Origin of the sequence: Pseudomonas sp. Pse79, assembly GCF_024519615.1 — a bacterium.
Lineage (GTDB): Bacteria > Pseudomonadota > Gammaproteobacteria > Pseudomonadales > Pseudomonadaceae > Aquipseudomonas > Aquipseudomonas veronii.
This window is the reverse complement of record NZ_JALJRR010000003.1, coordinates 63037-80426: the sequence shown is the minus strand read 5'-3', so window position 1 is coordinate 80426 and position 17390 is coordinate 63037. Positions and strand designations below refer to the sequence as shown.

16 protein-coding genes are annotated in these 17390 nt (G+C 63.3%); 4 read left to right on the top strand and 12 right to left on the bottom strand.

Features of this window, described 5'->3' with window-relative positions:
- The 3 genes from NR164_RS05915 to NR164_RS05905 form a co-directional block, all read right to left on the bottom strand.
- The gene (locus tag NR164_RS05915) at window positions 1–309 is read right to left on the bottom strand and encodes a class I SAM-dependent methyltransferase (protein WP_256822475.1); all 309 of its coding nucleotides are present in this window, start codon (window positions 307–309) and stop codon (window positions 1–3) included.
- A 260-nt stretch (window positions 310–569) separates the two neighbouring features.
- Window positions 570–1004, bottom strand: a complete 435-nt coding sequence (locus tag NR164_RS05910; RefSeq protein ID WP_017848811.1) for a DoxX family protein — start codon at window positions 1002–1004, stop codon at window positions 570–572.
- Between the two features lie 103 nt (window positions 1005–1107).
- On the bottom strand, window positions 1108–2535 hold the full coding sequence (locus NR164_RS05905) for a transglycosylase SLT domain-containing protein (RefSeq protein WP_057003735.1): 1428 nt from the start codon (window positions 2533–2535) through the stop codon (window positions 1108–1110).
- Between the two features lie 236 nt (window positions 2536–2771).
- Here NR164_RS05905 and NR164_RS05900 point away from each other — a divergent pair, with 236 nt between their 5' ends.
- From NR164_RS05900 to NR164_RS05890, 3 genes are all read left to right on the top strand, one after another.
- Entirely contained in the window at window positions 2772–3578 is an 807-nt protein-coding gene (locus tag NR164_RS05900; protein WP_017848813.1) for a TatD family hydrolase, read from the top strand.
- Between the two features lie 98 nt (window positions 3579–3676).
- Window positions 3677–5158 (top strand): methyl-accepting chemotaxis protein, encoded by a 1482-nt coding sequence (locus NR164_RS05895; protein ID WP_256822474.1) that lies wholly within the window; start codon window positions 3677–3679, stop codon window positions 5156–5158.
- 109 nt (window positions 5159–5267) lie between these two features.
- Window positions 5268–5630, top strand: coding sequence for an Mpo1-like protein (locus tag NR164_RS05890; RefSeq protein WP_017848815.1), 363 nt, complete (start codon window positions 5268–5270; stop codon window positions 5628–5630).
- 3 nt (window positions 5631–5633) lie between these two features.
- Here NR164_RS05890 and NR164_RS05885 read toward each other — a convergent pair whose 3' ends face one another.
- The 3 genes from NR164_RS05885 to NR164_RS05875 form a co-directional block, all read right to left on the bottom strand.
- Complete coding sequence (locus tag NR164_RS05885; protein WP_017848816.1) at window positions 5634–6431, bottom strand: acyl-CoA thioesterase II; 798 nt, start codon at window positions 6429–6431, stop codon at window positions 5634–5636.
- 90 nt (window positions 6432–6521) lie between these two features.
- Complete coding sequence (locus NR164_RS05880) at window positions 6522–7283, bottom strand: CHAD domain-containing protein (protein ID WP_017848817.1); 762 nt, start codon at window positions 7281–7283, stop codon at window positions 6522–6524.
- Window positions 7284–7365: 82 nt separating this feature from the next.
- Entirely contained in the window at window positions 7366–7644 is a 279-nt protein-coding gene (locus tag NR164_RS05875) for a hypothetical protein (RefSeq protein WP_017848818.1), read from the bottom strand.
- Between the two features lie 217 nt (window positions 7645–7861).
- Between NR164_RS05875 and NR164_RS05870 the strand changes: the two genes are divergently transcribed.
- Window positions 7862–8899 carry a patatin-like phospholipase family protein gene (locus NR164_RS05870; RefSeq protein WP_017848819.1) on the top strand — a complete coding sequence of 346 codons (1038 nt, stop codon included), beginning with the start codon at window positions 7862–7864 and terminating at the stop codon, window positions 8897–8899.
- A 132-nt stretch (window positions 8900–9031) separates the two neighbouring features.
- Here the strand turns inward: NR164_RS05870 and NR164_RS05865 are convergent, their stop codons facing one another.
- The 6 genes from NR164_RS05865 to kdpF form a co-directional block, all read right to left on the bottom strand.
- Window positions 9032–9721: a response regulator gene (locus tag NR164_RS05865; protein ID WP_026140251.1), complete on the bottom strand. Its 690-nt coding sequence runs from the start codon at window positions 9719–9721 to the stop codon at window positions 9032–9034.
- Between the two features lie 37 nt (window positions 9722–9758).
- Window positions 9759–12410, bottom strand: coding sequence for a sensor histidine kinase KdpD (locus tag NR164_RS05860; RefSeq protein ID WP_256822473.1), 2652 nt, complete (start codon window positions 12408–12410; stop codon window positions 9759–9761).
- A gap of 106 nt (window positions 12411–12516) precedes the next feature.
- Window positions 12517–13062, bottom strand: coding sequence for a potassium-transporting ATPase subunit KdpC (gene kdpC / locus NR164_RS05855; RefSeq protein WP_026140252.1), 546 nt, complete (start codon window positions 13060–13062; stop codon window positions 12517–12519).
- A gap of 67 nt (window positions 13063–13129) precedes the next feature.
- On the bottom strand, window positions 13130–15187 hold the full coding sequence (kdpB, locus tag NR164_RS05850) for a potassium-transporting ATPase subunit KdpB (RefSeq protein ID WP_026140253.1): 2058 nt from the start codon (window positions 15185–15187) through the stop codon (window positions 13130–13132).
- A 19-nt stretch (window positions 15188–15206) separates the two neighbouring features.
- Window positions 15207–16907, bottom strand: a complete 1701-nt coding sequence (gene kdpA / locus NR164_RS05845) for a potassium-transporting ATPase subunit KdpA (protein ID WP_177030662.1) — start codon at window positions 16905–16907, stop codon at window positions 15207–15209.
- Between the two features lie 9 nt (window positions 16908–16916).
- Window positions 16917–17006, bottom strand: coding sequence for a K(+)-transporting ATPase subunit F (kdpF, locus tag NR164_RS05840; protein ID WP_003218754.1), 90 nt, complete (start codon window positions 17004–17006; stop codon window positions 16917–16919).
- Window positions 17007–17390: the final 384 nt, after the last annotated feature.

Genomic DNA, 17390 nt, shown 5'->3' with positions numbered 1-17390 from the left:
TCAGCGCCGCGCGATCAAGCCTTGCCGGGCAATACGCGTCAGTTGGCGGATCACCTCAGCCGCGTCACTGGCGCTGGGCGCCTGGATCACCGCGAGGTCAAAGCTGTTGCTGGCAAAGCGTGCCAGGGAATCGCCATCTTCGACAAATTGGATCAGGAACGCCGAGGGCCGCCCGCCCCGACGCGGCCAGCCGTCCAGGTAACGCAACAGCGTCGGCTGGTGCTTGCCGCCCAGGAGAATTTTCGGATTGCGTTGAGTCAGCTCCGCAGTGATCGGAGCCAGGCGTATGAGGGGGCGTGGTGCATTCATCGTGTCGTGTCTCTGCCTCAAAAGTCTGCGGGCAGGTGAGAGGCAACACCGAACCAGCGCTTTAGCGGTATTTCGAAGCCGGCGTCTGCAATGAGAACTGGCTTCTGTCGGGCTGCATCGAGTCCCAGTGGCGCCCCGCAATTAGCTGTTTAAATCGGCGCATAACCAACATCCTAGAGAAGCCGATGGGGCGGTGTCAAGAATCCCGCGCAACGAAAAGGCCCGCACATGGCGGGCCTTCTCCAGCGGTTACAGACCGATCAGTGGGTGATGGCGCGGTCGGCGGACAGTTTGCCGGCACCTTCGAACAGGACGGCCAGGGAGCCGCCGAGCAAGGCCAGGGCGAACTCATAACCATTGTTCGCCATGAACAGACCGTTATGGATATGCACCGAGAAGATCGCCACCAGCGACAGGATCGTCAGGCCCAAGGCCGCAGGGCGTGCCAGCAGGCCGATGATCAAGGCCAGGCCGGCGAAGAACTCGGTACCGCCCGACAACAAGGCCATCAGGGTGCCCGGCGCCAGGCCGATGCTTTCCATCCACTGCGCGGTGCCCGCCAGGCCGTAGCCGCCAAACCAGCCAAAGAGTTTTTGCGAACCGTGGGCAGCGAAGATGATGCCGACGACAATGCGCAGAATGGTCAAGCCATAGCCGGCGCGGGTGGACAGGATGCTTTTGATCAGTGGGCTCATGGGGATAATCCTTTTCAGAGTAGGGGTTGGTTGGCCGCTATATTAATCAGTTTAGGAAATGATAAAAGCCGAAAAAATGCCTGATTAATATCTATAAAATCGATCACTTGCGCGAAGCGATTTTCGGCTCCAACGCCGACGGCTCCAGGGAGTCCCGCTCCCGATCAAACGCCAGGTAGTACTTGTTGACGCTATTCACATAGCTCACGCCGCTCATCCCCACCTGCTCCATGGCGATGCGCTCCACCTGGAAGAACCACTGATTGGGGTTCAACCCACGCCGCTTGGCTTCGGTACGCATGCCTTGCACGCGTTCCGGCCCCATGTTGTAGGCCGCCAGCACGAACGCCATGCGCTCACGCTCGTTGAGCTTGGGGCTGGCGAAAAACTTGCGGCGGATCATCGACAGATAACGTGCCCCCGCCTGCACGTTGCTGTCGAGATTTTCGATATTGTTCACGCCCACCCGCTGCGCCGCCGAAGGCGTGATCTGCATCAGGCCGGTGGGGCCACCGCTGCTGCGCGCGCTTGGGTCGAGGGCGGACTCCTTGAAGGCCAGCGCGGCGAGGTTCAACCAATCCATGCCTTGCTCGCGCGCATGTTTTTGCAGGATCGGACGCAGTTTCTCCAGGCGCTGGCGGTCGATGCGGGCCAGCGGGTTGCGCACTTGGTAAAGGCGTCGATAAATGCGCTGAAACGCCACGTCCTGGTCGGACGGCGTGCGGTAGGTCTTGAGGAAGCGATCAATACTCGCCCGCAGCATCGCGGCGTCCTGCCGCACGAACCAATACTCTTCGCCCGGCTCATTGATCACCACCTGCTTGTCGAAGCGCAGCTTGGGCAGGATCTTCGACCAGCGTTCGGCGATGGGCTTCTCGACGATGGTCAGGTGAAAGATGCCGGCCTGGACCATCTCCAGCACGTCCTCCACCGCCAGGCTCGGGTCGACCCACTCCACCTTGATCGGCGGCTGCTTGTGCAGGGCCAGTTTCTGGTTGACCTGGTTGATCGCATCCGCCGCCGCGCTGCCGGTGGTCAGCGCCAATGTGCGCCCGGACAACTGCTCCAGCCGGGTGAACCGGCGCTCGCCCTTGACCCCCACCAGCCATAACGGCACGCCGCTGGCAATCGGGTCGCTCGCACTGATCTTGTGCGTGGCCTTCACTTCCAGCAATTCCCCGGGGGCTACCAGATCGCCTTCACCCCGCGCCAGCGCGCCAAGCAGTTGGTCCTTGGCCTTGGGGATGATCTTCAGATTGATTTCCTGGCCATCGCGGGCTTGGTCGTTGAGGTACTGCTCGAACGCACGCAGGCGATGGTATTCGACACCAATGGCCTGGCCCTGGATTTCGCCGGAACTGTTGCGGCTCTGGTTGACCAGTACGCGCAGGGTACGACTGGAGCGAATCTCGGCCAGGTCGCGCACCTTGCTCGGTTTGGTCACTTCCAGCGGCCCGTCCAGCCGCGCGACCGCCGCCATGGGCAGCGATAACGTCAGGCACAACATAAGCAACGCCGAGGGTCGGATCATCCGCTCTCCGGAAAGAATACTGGCCAGCACCTTCGCGAAAAACGAGGGGCTGGAGGTCAGAAACAGAGCGCTTTATGCGCTGACAAGGCACGCAACGGCGGCACCAGGGTAGGCGATAGACCCACCACAATGTCACTTGCGACGTTCAAAGACAGCTATAACTCGTTGTAGTTCTAGGTTTTTCTTATAAATCTACAGCTCTGATATGCTTTCCGGCCGCAGGCGGAGATAGCACCATGCAACTCATTGATATCGGCGTCAACCTGACAAACCCAAGTTTCGACGAGAAGCACCAGGCCGTTCTCGAGCGTGCGTATGCTGCCGGCGTGCAACAATTGGTGCTCACCGGCACCAGTGTCGACGGCAGCGAACAGGCCCTGCAATTGTGCGAAAAGCTGGATGAAAGCGGCCAGCGACTGTTCTGCACCGCCGGCATCCACCCCCATTCCGCCAGCGACTGGAACGGCGACAGCGCCCAACGCCTACGTGGTTTGCTCAACGACAGCCGCGTGCGCGCGGTGGGCGAATGCGGGCTGGATTTCAACCGCGACTTCTCACCGCGCCCGCAGCAGGAAAAAGTCCTCGAAGAACACCTGGCCCTGGCCGTCGAGCTGAAATTGCCGGTGTTTCTCCACGAACGCGACGCCAACCAGCGCCTGCTGGAGATCCTCAAGGATTACCGCGATCACTTGTCCGCCGCCGTGGTGCATTGTTTCACGGGCGAGCAGCAGGCGCTGTTCAGCTACCTCGATCTCGACTTGCACATCGGCATCACCGGCTGGATCTGCGACGAGCGCCGTGGGACGCACCTGCATCCGCTGGTCAGAGAAATTCCTCGGGGCCGCCTGATGCTGGAAAGCGATGCGCCTTACCTGCTGCCGCGCACCCTGCGGCCCAAACCGAAAAACGGCCGTAACGAACCGGCCTACCTGCCGGAGGTGCTGCGCGAAGTCGCCCTGCACCGCAACGAAAGCCCGGAAGACCTGGCCCAGCACAGCACCGCCTGCGCGCGTATTTTTTTTGGCCTACCCGCTGTGGTTTGATGTGGCGTATTGACCCATATCAAAGTGGTATTTTTTCAGTAGCGGCACAATAATGGCACCTTGCCAATGCTGTTTCCGCTATCAGAGAAAAACCTTCTATGGGTGCCTGGCTTAGCAATATCTCGCTGAAATACAAATTCTGGGCCGTCAACGCGGTCGCCTTTATCACCACGCTGCTGTTGGTGCTATACGCTGTGCATCTCGAACAGCAGTCGCGCAGCCAGGCGTCCCAGGCCTCGGCACAAGCCCAGGCGCGCGTGCTCAGCGCCTGGCCGGCCGACAAGGCGCTGCCCAAGGGCGAGGCGTGGCTGACGTTTGCCCGTGGCCAAGTCCCACAGTTGACTGATCAAGATCTGTCAGACTTGAGCAGTGCCAGCGGCTGGGTCGAACTCAATCACCTGCCCTTGTTCGGCGAAAACCCGTTGATGGGCGCTGAAGTGGTCGCCCGCGCCGACGGGCAACAGGTCGCCGTGCTCGCTTACGCGCCAAGCCTGAGCCAGGTGTTCAGTGAGCGCTTCGCCAACTACGCGGTGGCGGTGCTGATCCTGATGCTGGCGATGCTCTGCGCCTCGCAGTTGCTGATCCGCTTCCTGCTCAGCCAGCTCAACACCCTCAAGGACGTGATGCTGCACGTCGAGAAAACCGGCGACTTGTCGGCGCGTGTCCCGCTGGCCTGCAAAGATGAAGTCGGGCAGATGGCCAGCGCGTTCAATGCCATGCAAGCCGGCTACCAGCGAGTGGTCAACACCGTGGCCAGCACCGCCAAGCAACTGGATGAGGGCGCGGCGCGCCTGGCCAGCAGCATGAACGAGGTGCAGCACGGCATGCTCGGCCAGCAAAGCGAAACCGACCAGGCCGCCACCGCCATCAACGAGATGACGGCCACCGTCCACCACATCGCCCAGCACGCTGGCGCCACCCGCGACCTGTCCCAGACCGCCGACACCCTCGCCGGCAGCGGCCGCGAAGTGGTGGATCGGGTACAACGCTCAATCGCCGGGCTGTCCAGCGGCGTGCAACAGACCGCCGAGATGATCCAGAAGCTCGCCGAAGACAGCCAGAAAATCAACGGCGTGGTCAGCGTGATCCACAGCATCGCCGAACAGACCAACCTGCTCGCGCTCAACGCCGCCATCGAAGCCGCCCGCGCCGGGGAGATGGGCCGCGGTTTCGCCGTGGTCGCCGACGAAGTGCGCAACCTGGCCAAACGCGTGCAAACCTCCACCGACGAAATCACGCTCATGGTCTCGGCGCTGCAAGCCGGCACCCGCGATGCGGTGGACTTCATGCAAGAAAGCTCGTTCAAGGCCGATGACTGCGTGCAACAGGCCCAGGAAGCCGGCGCAGCACTGGCCGAAATCACCGGCGCCGTGGCGCAGATGCGCGAAAGCAACACCCAGATCGCCGTCGCCGCCGAACAGCAGAGCCATGTCGCCGAAGAGATGAACCGCGCCGTGGTGAGTATTCGTGATGTGACCGAGAACACCGTACAGCAGACCGTGGATTCGGCCACCACCAGCAATCAGCTCGCCACATTGGCCGGGGAGTTGAGCAAGGCGATTGGCCAGTTGAAGCTATAAGCAATACAAGGCGAGGCTATGGCCCCCATAGCCAGCCTTGATTCGCCGCGCCAGCCGACCCGACCTAAACTCTGTTCAAGTTGTTTCAACGGACAGAGGATTCATCATCATGGGCAAACGTCATCCCAATCTCCCCGCCTGGCAATGGCGTCAGTACCCGCAAAACCACCAGCACCCGACCAACCTGGCGTTGCACATGATCGCGGTGCCGCTGTTTATCATCGGGTTTCTGTTGGTCGTTTCCGGGGTGTTCAGCCTGAGCCTGGCCAGTTTGGCTGTGGGCGTTGTCGGCATCCTCGCCGGCCTTGCCTTGCAGCGGCATGGCCACAGCCTGGAAGCCCAGGCCGGTGAACCGTTCAGCGACCGCAAAGACGCGGTCCAACGCCTGTTGGTCGAGCAGTTCGTGAGCTTCCCGCGCTTTGTGCTCAGCGGTGGCTGGTGGCGCGCCTGGCGTCAGCGCCACCGGCACTGAAGGTCAGGCGAAGACCACCACGGTCTGGCGGCTGATGGCGATCAACTCGCCGCTCGGGCTCCACAGCGCCGCAGCGGCATGGCCGTAGCCGTCACGGGCGTGTTCGATGTTGACGTAGTACTGGCACCAGTCAAGTGTGGTGAGGTCTTGCAGCGGCTGGATAAACTCGATGGTCCAGGTCAGGGTACTGCCCGGCGCGGGCTTGCGTAGGTGCGGCAGCAACGCCGGCGGCCAGGCATCCACCAGGGCGAGGATGTGCGACTCGGTCAGCGGCTCTTCTTTCACATCGCCGCGCAAGCGCACCCAACCGCCCATGTCGCGGGAGGTATTGCCGGTAAACGGCAGGCCGCCGACACTCCAGCGCATCGCCAGGTGCCGCATGAATTCCGGGGTGACGCCCTGGATATACGGCAGCTCCTGGCATTCATCCCAATGCTTGAAGGTCGGCGGCGGCTCGCTCGCCACCACGACTTGCGACTCACGGGACGCGCCGAAACTGGCCTGGACCAGCGTCGCCACTTCACCATTCTGCACCACCCGGCCAAGCAATTGGCTGACCGCCTTGCCTTCGCGCAGCACTTCGACGTGATAACTGGCGGGCACATCCGCGGCGACCGGGCCGACAAAAGTGATTGCCAACGAGCGTAACGGCCGGTCGGCAGGGACCTGGGCGCGTAGCGCTTCATATTGCAAAGCGGCCACCAGGCCACCAAAGGTCGCGCGACCCTGCGCCCATTCGGCAGGAATGGTGACCTCCAGCGGGTGGTTACGGGCGGCGTCGAGCAAATCACTGAAGCGCATGGCGACCTCACATCAAAAAGACCGGAGCAGCGATCTTAACCAGCGCACCCACCAGGTACAGCGCCTATTCCGGCCAAAAACCGGACCGGCTCAGAAACAATCCGCGCAGAGTTTGTCCAGCACCCGATCCGCCTCGCCTTCGGCCTGGGCCATGGTGCGACGCCAAATCGTCACACAGGGCTGCAGATCGGCTTGATGCTCAGCCTGGAGCAGCCACTGCCAGCAATCATGCCAATCGCCCAGGGCGCCTTGGGCTTGCTTGAGGCGCGACATTGCCTTGACCGGCAGCTTGTCCAGCTCGGGGTAGGCTTCGGCGGCGTAGCGCACGCGCTTGATCAACAAGCGCAGACGGTGGCGATCGTGGCTGGGGTCCTGCAGGGCGTCATCGAGGTTGTGCCATTGCTTGGCCAGGCGTTTCTCGATACGCGTGCGCAGGCCCCTGAGCAGTTTCTGGTGTTGCGAGGCACGGATAAACCGCGGGAATGCATCGAGGATCTGCAGCAGGTGCGCCAGCTCCGGGCCCTCGGCGACGTGGCGATAGGCCTCGGGTTGCAGGCGCAGACGACGGTCGGCGGCGGCATGGTGACCGTGCTGGTGCAGATGCGCGGCCAGCACTTCACGATCGCGCAACGGGGTGGTCAATTGGCCGACGGTACTGGCGGCCAGTTCGAGTTGTTCGACCCCCGGCAAGCCGCGCAAGGGTCGCAACAGGCTACGCAGGCGCCGCACGGTGGTGCGCAAATCATGCAGGGCTTCATCGTCGGTGACGGCGGCGAGCCGAGCCTGGCAGCTCAGTAACCCTACTTCCAGGCCGATGACCTGAGCGACTAACTGATCTACCAAGGCTGACATGTTTTCCTCCACTGACGACGAATAATCCCTGCATCACTCAAACCGCTGACGCAGCCTGGTTGCACTCGACAGCTGCGACGAATCAGCGGCCGGCGCGCGACTCACGAATATAGAAACGCGCCTTCTCGGCCTTGTTGGCGCAGCCTTCGAACGCTTCGAATTGCTGCTGGGTCTTGGCGCCGGTCAACAGGGACAAGGCCTTGGAGTAACTCACGGTACCGGCAAAGCCTTCGGCCTTGGCCAGGTCCAGCTCTTTCCACGCGGCGTCCAATTGGCTGCCGCAGCTGTCGCGATAGGCAGTTTTCCCGGCGCAACCGGCCAGGGCCAACATGATCACAGGCACACACATCCAGGCTTTCATCGATGACACCTCAAAATAAAGAAAAACGGTCGTACCGTGTAGACGTTGCCTACAAAGAAAAGTGCCTTGTCCGCCACCCGAAATCAAAAGCGCCGATTGCCAGAGCATACCCGAGCCTAGCCGCTATTCTGGAAAAATATTGCGCGGTGGCGCGAAGATTGAAGCCGCCCCCGTATTGGGTGCATTGTGGGCGCCTGCTTAACGAAGGACATCGACCATGAAGAAGCGTGTTGCCTTGGTGCTGGGCTCCGGTGGGGCCAGGGGCTATGCCCATATCGGTGTGATCGAGGAAATCGAACGGCGCGGCTACGACATCGCCTGTATCGCCGGCTGCTCCATGGGCGCGGTGGTGGGCGGAATCTATGCTGCCGGCAAACTCGACGAGTATCGCAACTGGATCGAAAGTCTGGATTACCTCGACGTACTGCGCCTGGTCGATGTGAGCTTCCGCCTGGGAGCGATTCGCGGCGAGAAGGTCTTCGGGCAGATCCGCAAGATCGTCGGCGAGATCAATATCGAAGAGCTGCGCATCCCCTACACCGCCGTGGCCACCGACCTCACCAACCAGCAGGAAATCTGGTTCCAGGAAGGCTGCCTGCATCAGGCCATGCGCGCATCGGCGGCGATTCCGAGCCTGTTCACCCCGGTGATGCAGGGCAACCGCATGCTGGTGGACGGCGGCCTGCTCAACCCGCTGCCGATCGTACCGGTGGTGTCGAGCCATTGCGACTTGATCATTGCCGTCAACCTCAACGCGACCAACCAGAAACACTACCACTTGCCGGTGATCCAGCGGCCGCCGGCATTCAAGAGCCGCTTCAACAGCCTGGCGAAGTCGCTGGGTTCGCACTTGCCGTTTCGCCGCAAGCAGGCCGAGCAGTTGATGAAGCTCGAACAGGAAGCCTTGCAGGCCCAAGCGGCCGAGATCAACCCGTGGCTGGAGTCGGCCGAACCGGAATCCCAGCAGCCCGCCGCCGCCCCGGAAAAAGCCGGGGCGCCGAAGTCGGCGACCGGTTCGTTCATCATCGATAACGTCGGCCCGGCATCATTGCTGGACCTGATCAACCAGAGCTTCGAGGTGATGCAGACATCGCTGGCGCAATACAAGATCGCCGGCTACCCGCCGGATGTGCTGATCAACGTGCCGAAGCGGGTGTGCCGGTTTTTCGAGTTCTACAAGGCGCCGGAACTGATCGCCCTGGGGCGCGAGATCGCCAGTGATACGTTGGATCGGTATGAGAGTGAGCAGCACTGAGATTGGCGGTGTGGCTGGGGGCCTCATCGGGGGCAAGCCCCCTCCCACAGTTTGATTTGTGAACACATTTCAAAATGTGGGAGGGGGCTTGCCCCCGATAGGGCCCTGACAGCCAACGAAAATCCACCAGATCTAAGCCCCCAACAACCGATACCCCACCCCCGCCTCGGTCACGATAAACCGCGGCTGAGTCGGATCATCCGCCAGCTTCTGGCGCAGGTGGCCCACCACGATGCGCAGGTAGTGGCTGTCCTCGGTATGGGTCGGCCCCCAGATGTCCTTGAGCAGTTGTTGCTGGGTAATCACCCGCCCCGGATGCCGCGCCAGTTGCGCCAGCACCGCGTATTCCTTGCGGGTCAGCGCCACTTCGGCACCGTCCAGCAATACGCGGCGGAAGGCCAGATCCACCGTCAGCGGGCCAAAACACAACGCCGCTTCCTGGGCTTCACCCGCTGGGGCCTGGCGCAACAAGGCGCGCACGCGGGCCAGAAATTCCTGGATGCCAAAGGGTTTGGTGACGTAATCGTTCGCGCCCCCATCCAGCGCCTCGACCTTTTGCACTTCGCTGGCGCGCACCGACAACACCAGCACCGGCACCGTCGACCACTCACGAAACTCGCGCAGCACCTGCTGGCCGTCCATGTCCGGCAAGCCGAGGTCGAGTACCAGCAAATCCGGCTTGCTCAAGGCGGCCTGGGCCAGGCCTTCGTTGCCAGTGCCGGCCTCGATCACTTTGTAGCCCTGGGAGGCCAGGCTGATGCGCAGGAATTTGCGGATCTGCGGTTCGTCGTCAATGACCAAAATCGTCGCGGTCTGGCTCATGGTGTCCAATCAAAATCCATCGAAAAAAGAGAGTAGCTCACGCCTCGCGTTCCAGGCCAGGCTGTGCGGGTAAAGGCAGGAACAGCGTGATGCAAGTGCCCCGCCCGCCAATCCCATCGGCGACGCTGATATGCCCGCCATGGGCGCCGACCATGCCCTGGCAGATCGCCAGGCCCAGCCCGGTGCCCTGGCCGCCGCGATCACCACGGGCAGCGGTGTAGAACATATCGAAAATCTTCGCGCGCTCGTCTTCGGGAATCCCGGGGCCCTCGTCCGCCACGGCGAAGAATAGCTGGTTATCCGACACCCCGGCGCTGACGTGCAAATGGCCCTGGGCCGGCGAGAATCGAGCGGCGTTTTCCAGCACGTTGACCAGCGCCTGCTCGATCAACGCGGCATGCACATACAGCAATGGCAGTTCAGACGGCACATCGATCCTCACCTGCAACGGCGCCAGCACCGCGCGCAAACGGCCGAGGGCGCTGCCGACGATATCACCGGGCGAGACCCAATCGCGCGCCAGCTTCAACGCGCCGTGGCCCAGGCGGGTCATGTCCAACAGGTTCTGGATATAGCGGTCGAGGCGCTCGGCTTCATCGCGGGTGCCTTCGAGCAACTCGCGGCGATCCTCCAGCGGGATGGCTTCGCCGAGTGCCAGCAGGCTGTCGATACTGCCACGCATGGACGTCAACGGCGTGCGCAAATCGTGGGACACCGAGGCGAGCAAGGCACTGCGCAGTTGCTCGGTCTCGCCGTGCAGGCGCGCGGATTCCAGCTCCTGCGCCAATTGCGCGCGGGCCAACGCCTGGGCCAGCGGCTGGCTCAAGGCGATCAGCAAGCGACGGCGCTGGCCGCTCAGTTCCATACCGGGTTTTGCACTGACACCGAGCAACCCCAGCGGGCCCTCTTCGCTCGACAGCGGCCACCACCACCAGCCCCCGAACGGCAACGTGCCGGTGCCCTTGCCCGCCGGCTGATCATGCTGCCAGGCCCAGTCGGCGGCGGCGCGTTCGGCTTCGGTGAAGGTCAGCGGCCCGCCGGTCTCGACTTTCCAGGCGCCCTGGCCGTCGCGGTTGACCAGGCACAGATCCAGGTCGCTCCAGCCTTCCAGGTGATGCGCCGCCGCGCTGATCACCGCCTGGCGGTCGGTGGCGGCGGTGAGTTTGCGCGACAGGTCGAGCAGCTCGCTGGTTTCTTCCTGGGTATCGCGCAACGCCTGCAACTGCCGGCGCTGGCGCGCCGCGAGGTTGCCGGTCAGCGCCGCCATCAGCAGGAAGAACAACAGAGTCAGCACGTCTTCTTCACGCTGGATGGCGAAGGAGAATTTTGGCGGAATAAACAGGAAGTCATACGTCAGGAACGACAGCGCCGCGCACATCAGGGACGGCCCCAGGCTGCTGCGCACCGCCACCAGCAATACCGCCGCGAGAAACACCAGCGAGATATTCGGCAACGGCAACACGCTGGCGACCGCCCAGGCCAGGGCCGCCGCGATCACCGTCGCGACCACCGCCAGCGCATAGTCGAACCACACCAGCCCGCGCACATCCGGCAGACGCGGCGGTGCAGGTACGTCGTCGCTGTCGAGGATATTGATTTCCAGACCGCGTGCATTGCGCATCAGGCGCTCGGCCACGCCACCGCCGAACAGCCGACGTCGCCAGTTCATCCGCGACTGCCCGACCAGCACCAGGCTGGCGCGGCGCTCGGCGGCATGCTGGATCAACGTCTTGGTCACCTCCCCCGCACGCAGCAGCACCACGTCACCGCCGAGGCGTTCGGCCAGTTGCTGGGCATTTTGCAGACGCAGGCGTGCTTGTTCATCGCGTGCGCGGCCGTTATCGATATGCACCAGGGTCCAAGGCAGATGGCGACGCTGGGCCACGCGGCTGGCATGGCGCACCAGGCGTTCGGCTTGCGCATCGCCGTCGACGCCGACCAGCAAGCGCCCACGCACGGCCGGCGCGGCCTGGCCGAGTTGGCGGTAACCCTGGGCCAGGTCGTCGTCGACGTGAGCGGCGGCGGTTTGCATCGCCAGCTCGCGCAGGGCCATCAGGTTGGTCTGGGTGAAAAACGCGTCGATGGCCGCACGGGCCTGTTCTGGCACATACACCTTGCCGTCGCGCAGGCGCTCCAGTAACTCGCGGGACGGCAGGTCGATCAGCAGCAGCTCATCGGCCTCCTGCAAGACCCAATCGGGCAGGGTTTCGCGCACCTGCACGCCGGTAATGCCACGCACCTGATCGTTGAGGCTTTCCAGGTGCTGGACGTTGACCGTGGTGAACACGTTGATGCCGGCGGCGAGCAGTTCCTGAATATCCTGCCAGCGCTTTTCATGGCGGCTGCCGGGCGCGTTGCTGTGGGCCAGTTCGTCCACCAGCACCAGTTGCGGCTTGGCGGCGAGCAGACCGTCCAGGTCCATTTCCTCGAGCATCACGCCCCGGTATTCACTGCGCAGCAACGGTTGCTGCGGCAGGCCGCTGAGCAACGCTTCGGTCTCGGCGCGGCCGTGGGTTTCGACCACGCCAGCAAGCAACCTGACGCCCTGGCGCAACTGCGTGTGAGCGGCCTGGAGCATGGCGTAGGTCTTGCCCACACCCGGCGCGGCGCCAAGGAAGACTTTGAGCCGGCCACGGCCGTCCCGGGGCAGATCGGCTAACAGGGCATCGGCGCGGCCGGAGTCGCTCATGCGCGGGGGTTCCTTCAGGGGTTTATAGGGTGTCTTTCAGGGCGTTATCGCGGGCAAGCCCTCTCTCACATTTGGAATGCATTGCCCGCGATAGCGGCGCTCCTGTTTACAATTTTTCCAGGGCCATGTTCAGCGCCAGCACATTCACCACCGGCGGGCCCACCAGTGGGCTTTCGATGTGTTCATCCAGCAAGCGTTGCAGGGTGGCCACCGGCACATTCCGCGCGGCGGCTACCCGCGCCAGTTGATAGGCAATCGCCTGCGGAGGCAAGTGTGGATCAAGACCGCTGCCGGAGGTAGTCAGCGAGGCTAACGGCACCGGCCCTTGCGCGGGCACGAACTGTTTATTCGCGTCATCGAACACGCGCGTGGCCAGTGCCGGGTTGCTTGGCCCCAGGTTGCTCGCGCTGCTGGACACGGTCGCGAACGCGCCTGCCGAAGGACGCGGGTGGAACCAGCTGTCGCCGGTAAAGTCCTGAGCGATCAGGCTGGAGCCGCGCACCTTGCCGCTGGCGTCGCGCACCAGGCTGCCGTTGGCCTGGTCCGGGAAGGCAACCTGGGCGACGCCGGTCACCACCAACGGGTAGGCGACGCCGGTGATCAGGGTCATGAGGACCAGCAGGCTCAGGGCCGGGCGGATGATATTGGACATTTCAAATTCCTCGATTCGGTCAGTGCAACCTGTGGCCACCGCTTTGCCGGTGCCCACAGGCATCGGGTCAAACCAGGTGCAGCGCGGTCAGCAACATGTCGATCGCCTTGATGCCCACGAACGGCACCACAATCCCGCCCAGGCCGTAGATCAACAGGTTGCGCCGCAGCAACGCCGCCGCACTCGCCGCCTGCACCCGCACACCGCGCAGCGCCAGGGGAATCAGCACGACGATGATCAGCGCGTTGAACACGATGGCCGAGAGGATCGCGCTCTGCGGGCTCTGCAGGTGCATCACGTTGAGCACGCCCAGTTGCGGGTAGATCGAGGCGAACAGCGCCGGCAGGATCGCGAAGTACTTGGCCACGTCGTTGGCGATGGAAAAGGTGGTCAGCGCGCCGCGGGTCACCAGCAATTCCTTGCCGATCTGCACCACGTCCAGCAGCTTGGTCGGGTCGCTGTCGAGGTCGACCATGTTGGCCGCTTCGCGGGCAGCCTGGGTCCCGTCGTTCATCGCCATGCCGACGTCCGCCTGGGCCAGCGCCGGGGCGTCGTTGGCGCCGTCGCCGCACATCGCCACCAGTCGACCGTCGTTCTGTTCGTGGCGAATCCGTGCGAGTTTTTTCTCCGGGGTGGCTTCGGCCAACACGTCGTCCACGCCGGCTTCCGCAGCAATCGCGGCCGCTGTCAGCGGGTTGTCGCCGGTGACCATCACGGTGCGGATCCCCAGCTTGCGCAGCTCGGCAAACCGTTCGCGGATGCCGGGCTTGACCACGTCCTTCAGATGAATCGCACCGAGCAACTTGCCATCGGCGCACACCAGCAACGGCGTGCCGCCGCTCTGGGCGATCTTGTCGACTTCCCGCGACAGGGCCGGTTGCAGGTCGCCGCGAGGCTGACCGATAAACGCCAGCAGCGAGTCCACGGCGCCTTTGCGGAATACGCGGCCCTGATAGTCGACGCCGGACAAACGGGTTTCGGCGGTGAACGGCACGGCGGTCAGTTCCGCCAGGGACGGCTCGGCCTGTGGGTGCAGGGCCCGCAGGTATTCAACGATGGATTTACCTTCTGCCGTGTCATCCGCCAGGGACGCCAGCAGCGCGCCCTCGGCCAGTTCCCGGCCGCTCACGCCCGGCGCCGCCACCACTGCCGCGCAGCGACGGTTGCCAAAGGTGATGGTGCCGGTCTTGTCCAGCAACAACACATGCACGTCCCCCGCCGCTTCCACGGCGCGACCGGACTTGGCGATCACGTTGAGGCGCACCAGGCGGTCCATGCCGGCGATACCGATGGCCGAGAGCAAGCCGCCGATGGTGGTCGGAATCAGCGTCACCAGCAGGGCGACCAGGAACACCAGGGGCAAGCTGCCATTGGCGAAGTGGGCGAACGGCTGCAGGGTCACGACCACCAGCAGGAAGATCAGGGTCAGGCCGATCAGCAGGATATCCAGCGCCACTTCGTTGGGGGTTTTCTGGCGTTTGGCGCCCTCGACCAGGGCGATCATGCGGTCCAGCGTGGACTCGCCGGGGTTGGCGGTGATGCGGATCAGCAGCCAGTCCGAGACCAGGCGCGTGTTGCCGGTGACGGCCGAGCGATCGCCGCCGGATTCGCGAATCACGGGCGCGGATTCGCCGGTGATCGCCGCTTCGTTGACCGCGGCGATGCCTTCGATGACCTCGCCGTCGCCGGGGATCATTTCCCCGGCGGCGACGCGCACCACATCACCTTTGCGCAGGCTGGTGGCGGGCACGACCTTGAAGCTGCCATCGGCCTCCTTGCGCCGAGCGCTGAGGCCTTCGCTGCCGGCCTTGAGGCTGTCGGCGCGGGCCTTGCCACGCCCTTCGGCCAAGGCTTCGGCGAAGTTGGCGAACAGCACGGTGAACCACAGCCACACGGCGATTTGCGCGGCGACGAAGGTCGGCACGGCGGTGTCGGGCACCAGGCACAGCACGGTGGTGAGGATGGCGGTCAGTTCGACCACCAGCATCACCGGCGAGCGTTGCAGTTGCCGTGGGTCGAGCTTGACGAACGCCTGGACCAGCGCCGGACGCCACAGCGCGGAGATCGCGGTTTTGGCGGGCTCGTGGGTTTTGACCGGGCTCGCGTTTTTTGCTGGCATGTTCATTTTCATATCCCTCGGCTCTTCATTTAAAAGCAGCCATGCTCAGGTGTTCAGCAATAGGGCCCAGTGCCAGTGTCGGCAGGAAGGTCAGGCCGCCCACCAGCAAAATGGTCACGGTCAACAGGGTCACGAACAGCGGACCATGGGTGGGGAAGCTGTTCTGGCCAATCGGTGCGGTCTTCTTCATCGCCAGGCTGCCGGCCAGGGCCAGTACCGGGAGGATGTAGCCGAAGCGACCGATCAACATGCCCAGGCCCAGCATCAAGTTGTGGAACGGCGTGTTGGCACTGAAGCCGCCGAACGCCGAACCGTTGTTGGCACTGGCCGAGGTGTAGGCATAGAGCAACTGGCTGAACCCGTGGGGGCCAGGGTTGCTGATCGCACCGGCCGGGCCGGGCAGGCTGGAAGCGAGGGCACCGAGCACCAGCACGCCGATCGGCATCACCATCAGGGTCACGACCAGCAATTGCACTTCCTTGGCCTGCAGCTTCTTGCCCAGGTATTCCGGAGTGCGGCCGATCATCAGGCCGGCGAGGAACACCGCGATCAACACGTTGAGCAACATGCCGTACATACCGGCGCCGACGCCGCCGAAGATCACTTCGCCGACCATCATGTTGACCAGTGCCACCATCCCGCTGAGGGGGCTGAGGCTGTCGTGCATGCCGTTGACCGAACCGTTGGACGCCGCGGTGGTGGTCACCGACCACAACACGGTGCCAGTGGTGCCGAAGCGCGCTTCTTTACCTTCCAGCGGCGCGGTCTGCTCAACCGCCGGGTTGTTCAAGGTCGGATTGGGCTGGTACTCGGCCCACAGCGAGGTTGCACCGCCGATCAGGAACAGGGCCAGCATGCAAGCGAGGATCGCCCGGCTCTGACGCAGATCCTTCACGTAATGGCCGAAGGTAAACACCAGCGCCACCGGGATCAGGATGATCGCCGACAACTCGAACAGGTTGGCCCAGGCCGTCGGGTTTTCAAACGGATGCGCCGAGTTCACGCCAAAGAAACCACCGCCGTTGGTGCCCAGTTGCTTGATCGCAATCTGGCTGGCCGCCGGGCCCAAAGGGATCACCTGGTCGACACCCTGCAGGGTCACGGCATCAACATAATGCGCGAAGGTTTGCGGCACGCCCTGCCACACCAGGAACAACGCCATCACCAGGCACAACGGCAACAGGCCGTAGAGCGTGGCGCGGGTCATGTCGACCCAGAAGTTGCCCAGGGTCTGGGTGGATTTGCGACCGATCCCACGGCACAGCGCGACCAGGACTGCCAGACCGGTGGCCGCACTGACGAAGTTCTGCACGGTGAGGCCGGCCATCTGGCTGAGGTAGCTGAGGGACGCTTCACCGCTGTAGGACTGCCAGTTGGTGTTGGTCATGAAGCTGACCGCGGTGTTGAAGGCCAGGGTCCATTCCTGGCCCGGCAATTTCTGCGGGTTCAGTGGGAGGTAGTCCTGGAACAACAGGATCGAGAACAGCAACACAAACCCGGCGAGGTTGAACGCCAGCAACGCCAACATGTATTTCTGCCAGCTCTGTTCCTGTTGCGCGTCCACGCCCGAGAGGCGATAGCACGCGCGCTCCACGGGCCCGAGCAGCGGCGTGAGCCAAGTGCGCCGGCCTTCCATCACGTTGTAATAGAACCGCCCCAGGAACGGGGCCGGCACCAATACCACGGCGAAGAAGGCGATGATCAGCCAATAGTCATAACTGTGCATAGCCTGCTCCTAGTTCCGATCCGCGCGTAACAGCGCAACCAGCAGATAAATGAACAGCGCCACGGCCAATAGCAGTGACACCCCGTCCAGAACGCTCATGGAAGTCTCTCCGTTTAGCGGCGAGTGCCGCGTGTGGGGCAATTGTCGGCAGGAGTGGTGTAAAGGAACGAGAGCGAGGGGCTGGGTGAGGCGTAAAGATGGCGTAAAGAGTGGGTTTATGCGGGGTTTACACCGGGGGTTTCGGCGCCTGGGCGGGCGCTATCGGGAGCAAGCCCCCTCCCACAGGTTGATCGGCGCTCGGCGTGACAACTCGGTCAAGTGTGGGAGGGAGCTTGCTCCCGATAGCACCGGCACAGTCACCGCCGCACTTATCTGGTGCAGCAACAGGAAATTTCAAACGCCAAACCATCCCCCAAACGACAGTAGCGCAGCTTTACGACAATGATTCTCAGGCTGGCATGGCCGCTGCAACACCTTGAATCA

Excerpts from the sequence above, each read along its gene's own strand:
- NR164_RS05885 (WP_017848816.1), bottom strand. The coding sequence starts at position 6,431 with ATGCGCTTCAGTGATTTGCTCGACGCCGCCCGTAACCACCCGCTGGAG.
- NR164_RS05865 (WP_026140251.1), bottom strand. The coding sequence starts at position 9,721 with ATGAGCCAGACCGCGACGATTTTGGTCATTGACGACGAACCGCAGATC.
- NR164_RS05890 (WP_017848815.1), top strand. The coding sequence starts at position 5,268 with ATGGGCAAACGTCATCCCAATCTCCCCGCCTGGCAATGGCGTCAGTAC.
- NR164_RS05915 (WP_256822475.1), bottom strand. The coding sequence starts at position 309 with ATGAATGCACCACGCCCCCTCATACGCCTGGCTCCGATCACTGCGGAG.
- NR164_RS05895 (WP_256822474.1), top strand. The coding sequence starts at position 3,677 with ATGGGTGCCTGGCTTAGCAATATCTCGCTGAAATACAAATTCTGGGCC.
- kdpC (WP_026140252.1), bottom strand. The coding sequence starts at position 13,062 with ATGTCCAATATCATCCGCCCGGCCCTGAGCCTGCTGGTCCTCATGACC.
- NR164_RS05875 (WP_017848818.1), bottom strand. The coding sequence starts at position 7,644 with ATGAAAGCCTGGATGTGTGTGCCTGTGATCATGTTGGCCCTGGCCGGT.
- NR164_RS05905 (WP_057003735.1), bottom strand. The coding sequence starts at position 2,535 with ATGATCCGACCCTCGGCGTTGCTTATGTTGTGCCTGACGTTATCGCTG.
- NR164_RS05860 (WP_256822473.1), bottom strand. The coding sequence starts at position 12,410 with ATGAGCGACTCCGGCCGCGCCGATGCCCTGTTAGCCGATCTGCCCCGG.
- kdpA (WP_177030662.1), bottom strand. The coding sequence starts at position 16,907 with ATGCACAGTTATGACTATTGGCTGATCATCGCCTTCTTCGCCGTGGTA.
- kdpB (WP_026140253.1), bottom strand. The coding sequence starts at position 15,187 with ATGAACATGCCAGCAAAAAACGCGAGCCCGGTCAAAACCCACGAGCCC.
- NR164_RS05870 (WP_017848819.1), top strand. The coding sequence starts at position 7,862 with ATGAAGAAGCGTGTTGCCTTGGTGCTGGGCTCCGGTGGGGCCAGGGGC.
- kdpF (WP_003218754.1), bottom strand. The coding sequence starts at position 17,006 with ATGAGCGTTCTGGACGGGGTGTCACTGCTATTGGCCGTGGCGCTGTTC.
- NR164_RS05880 (WP_017848817.1), bottom strand. The coding sequence starts at position 7,283 with ATGTCAGCCTTGGTAGATCAGTTAGTCGCTCAGGTCATCGGCCTGGAA.
- NR164_RS05900 (WP_017848813.1), top strand. The coding sequence starts at position 2,772 with ATGCAACTCATTGATATCGGCGTCAACCTGACAAACCCAAGTTTCGAC.
- NR164_RS05910 (WP_017848811.1), bottom strand. The coding sequence starts at position 1,004 with ATGAGCCCACTGATCAAAAGCATCCTGTCCACCCGCGCCGGCTATGGC.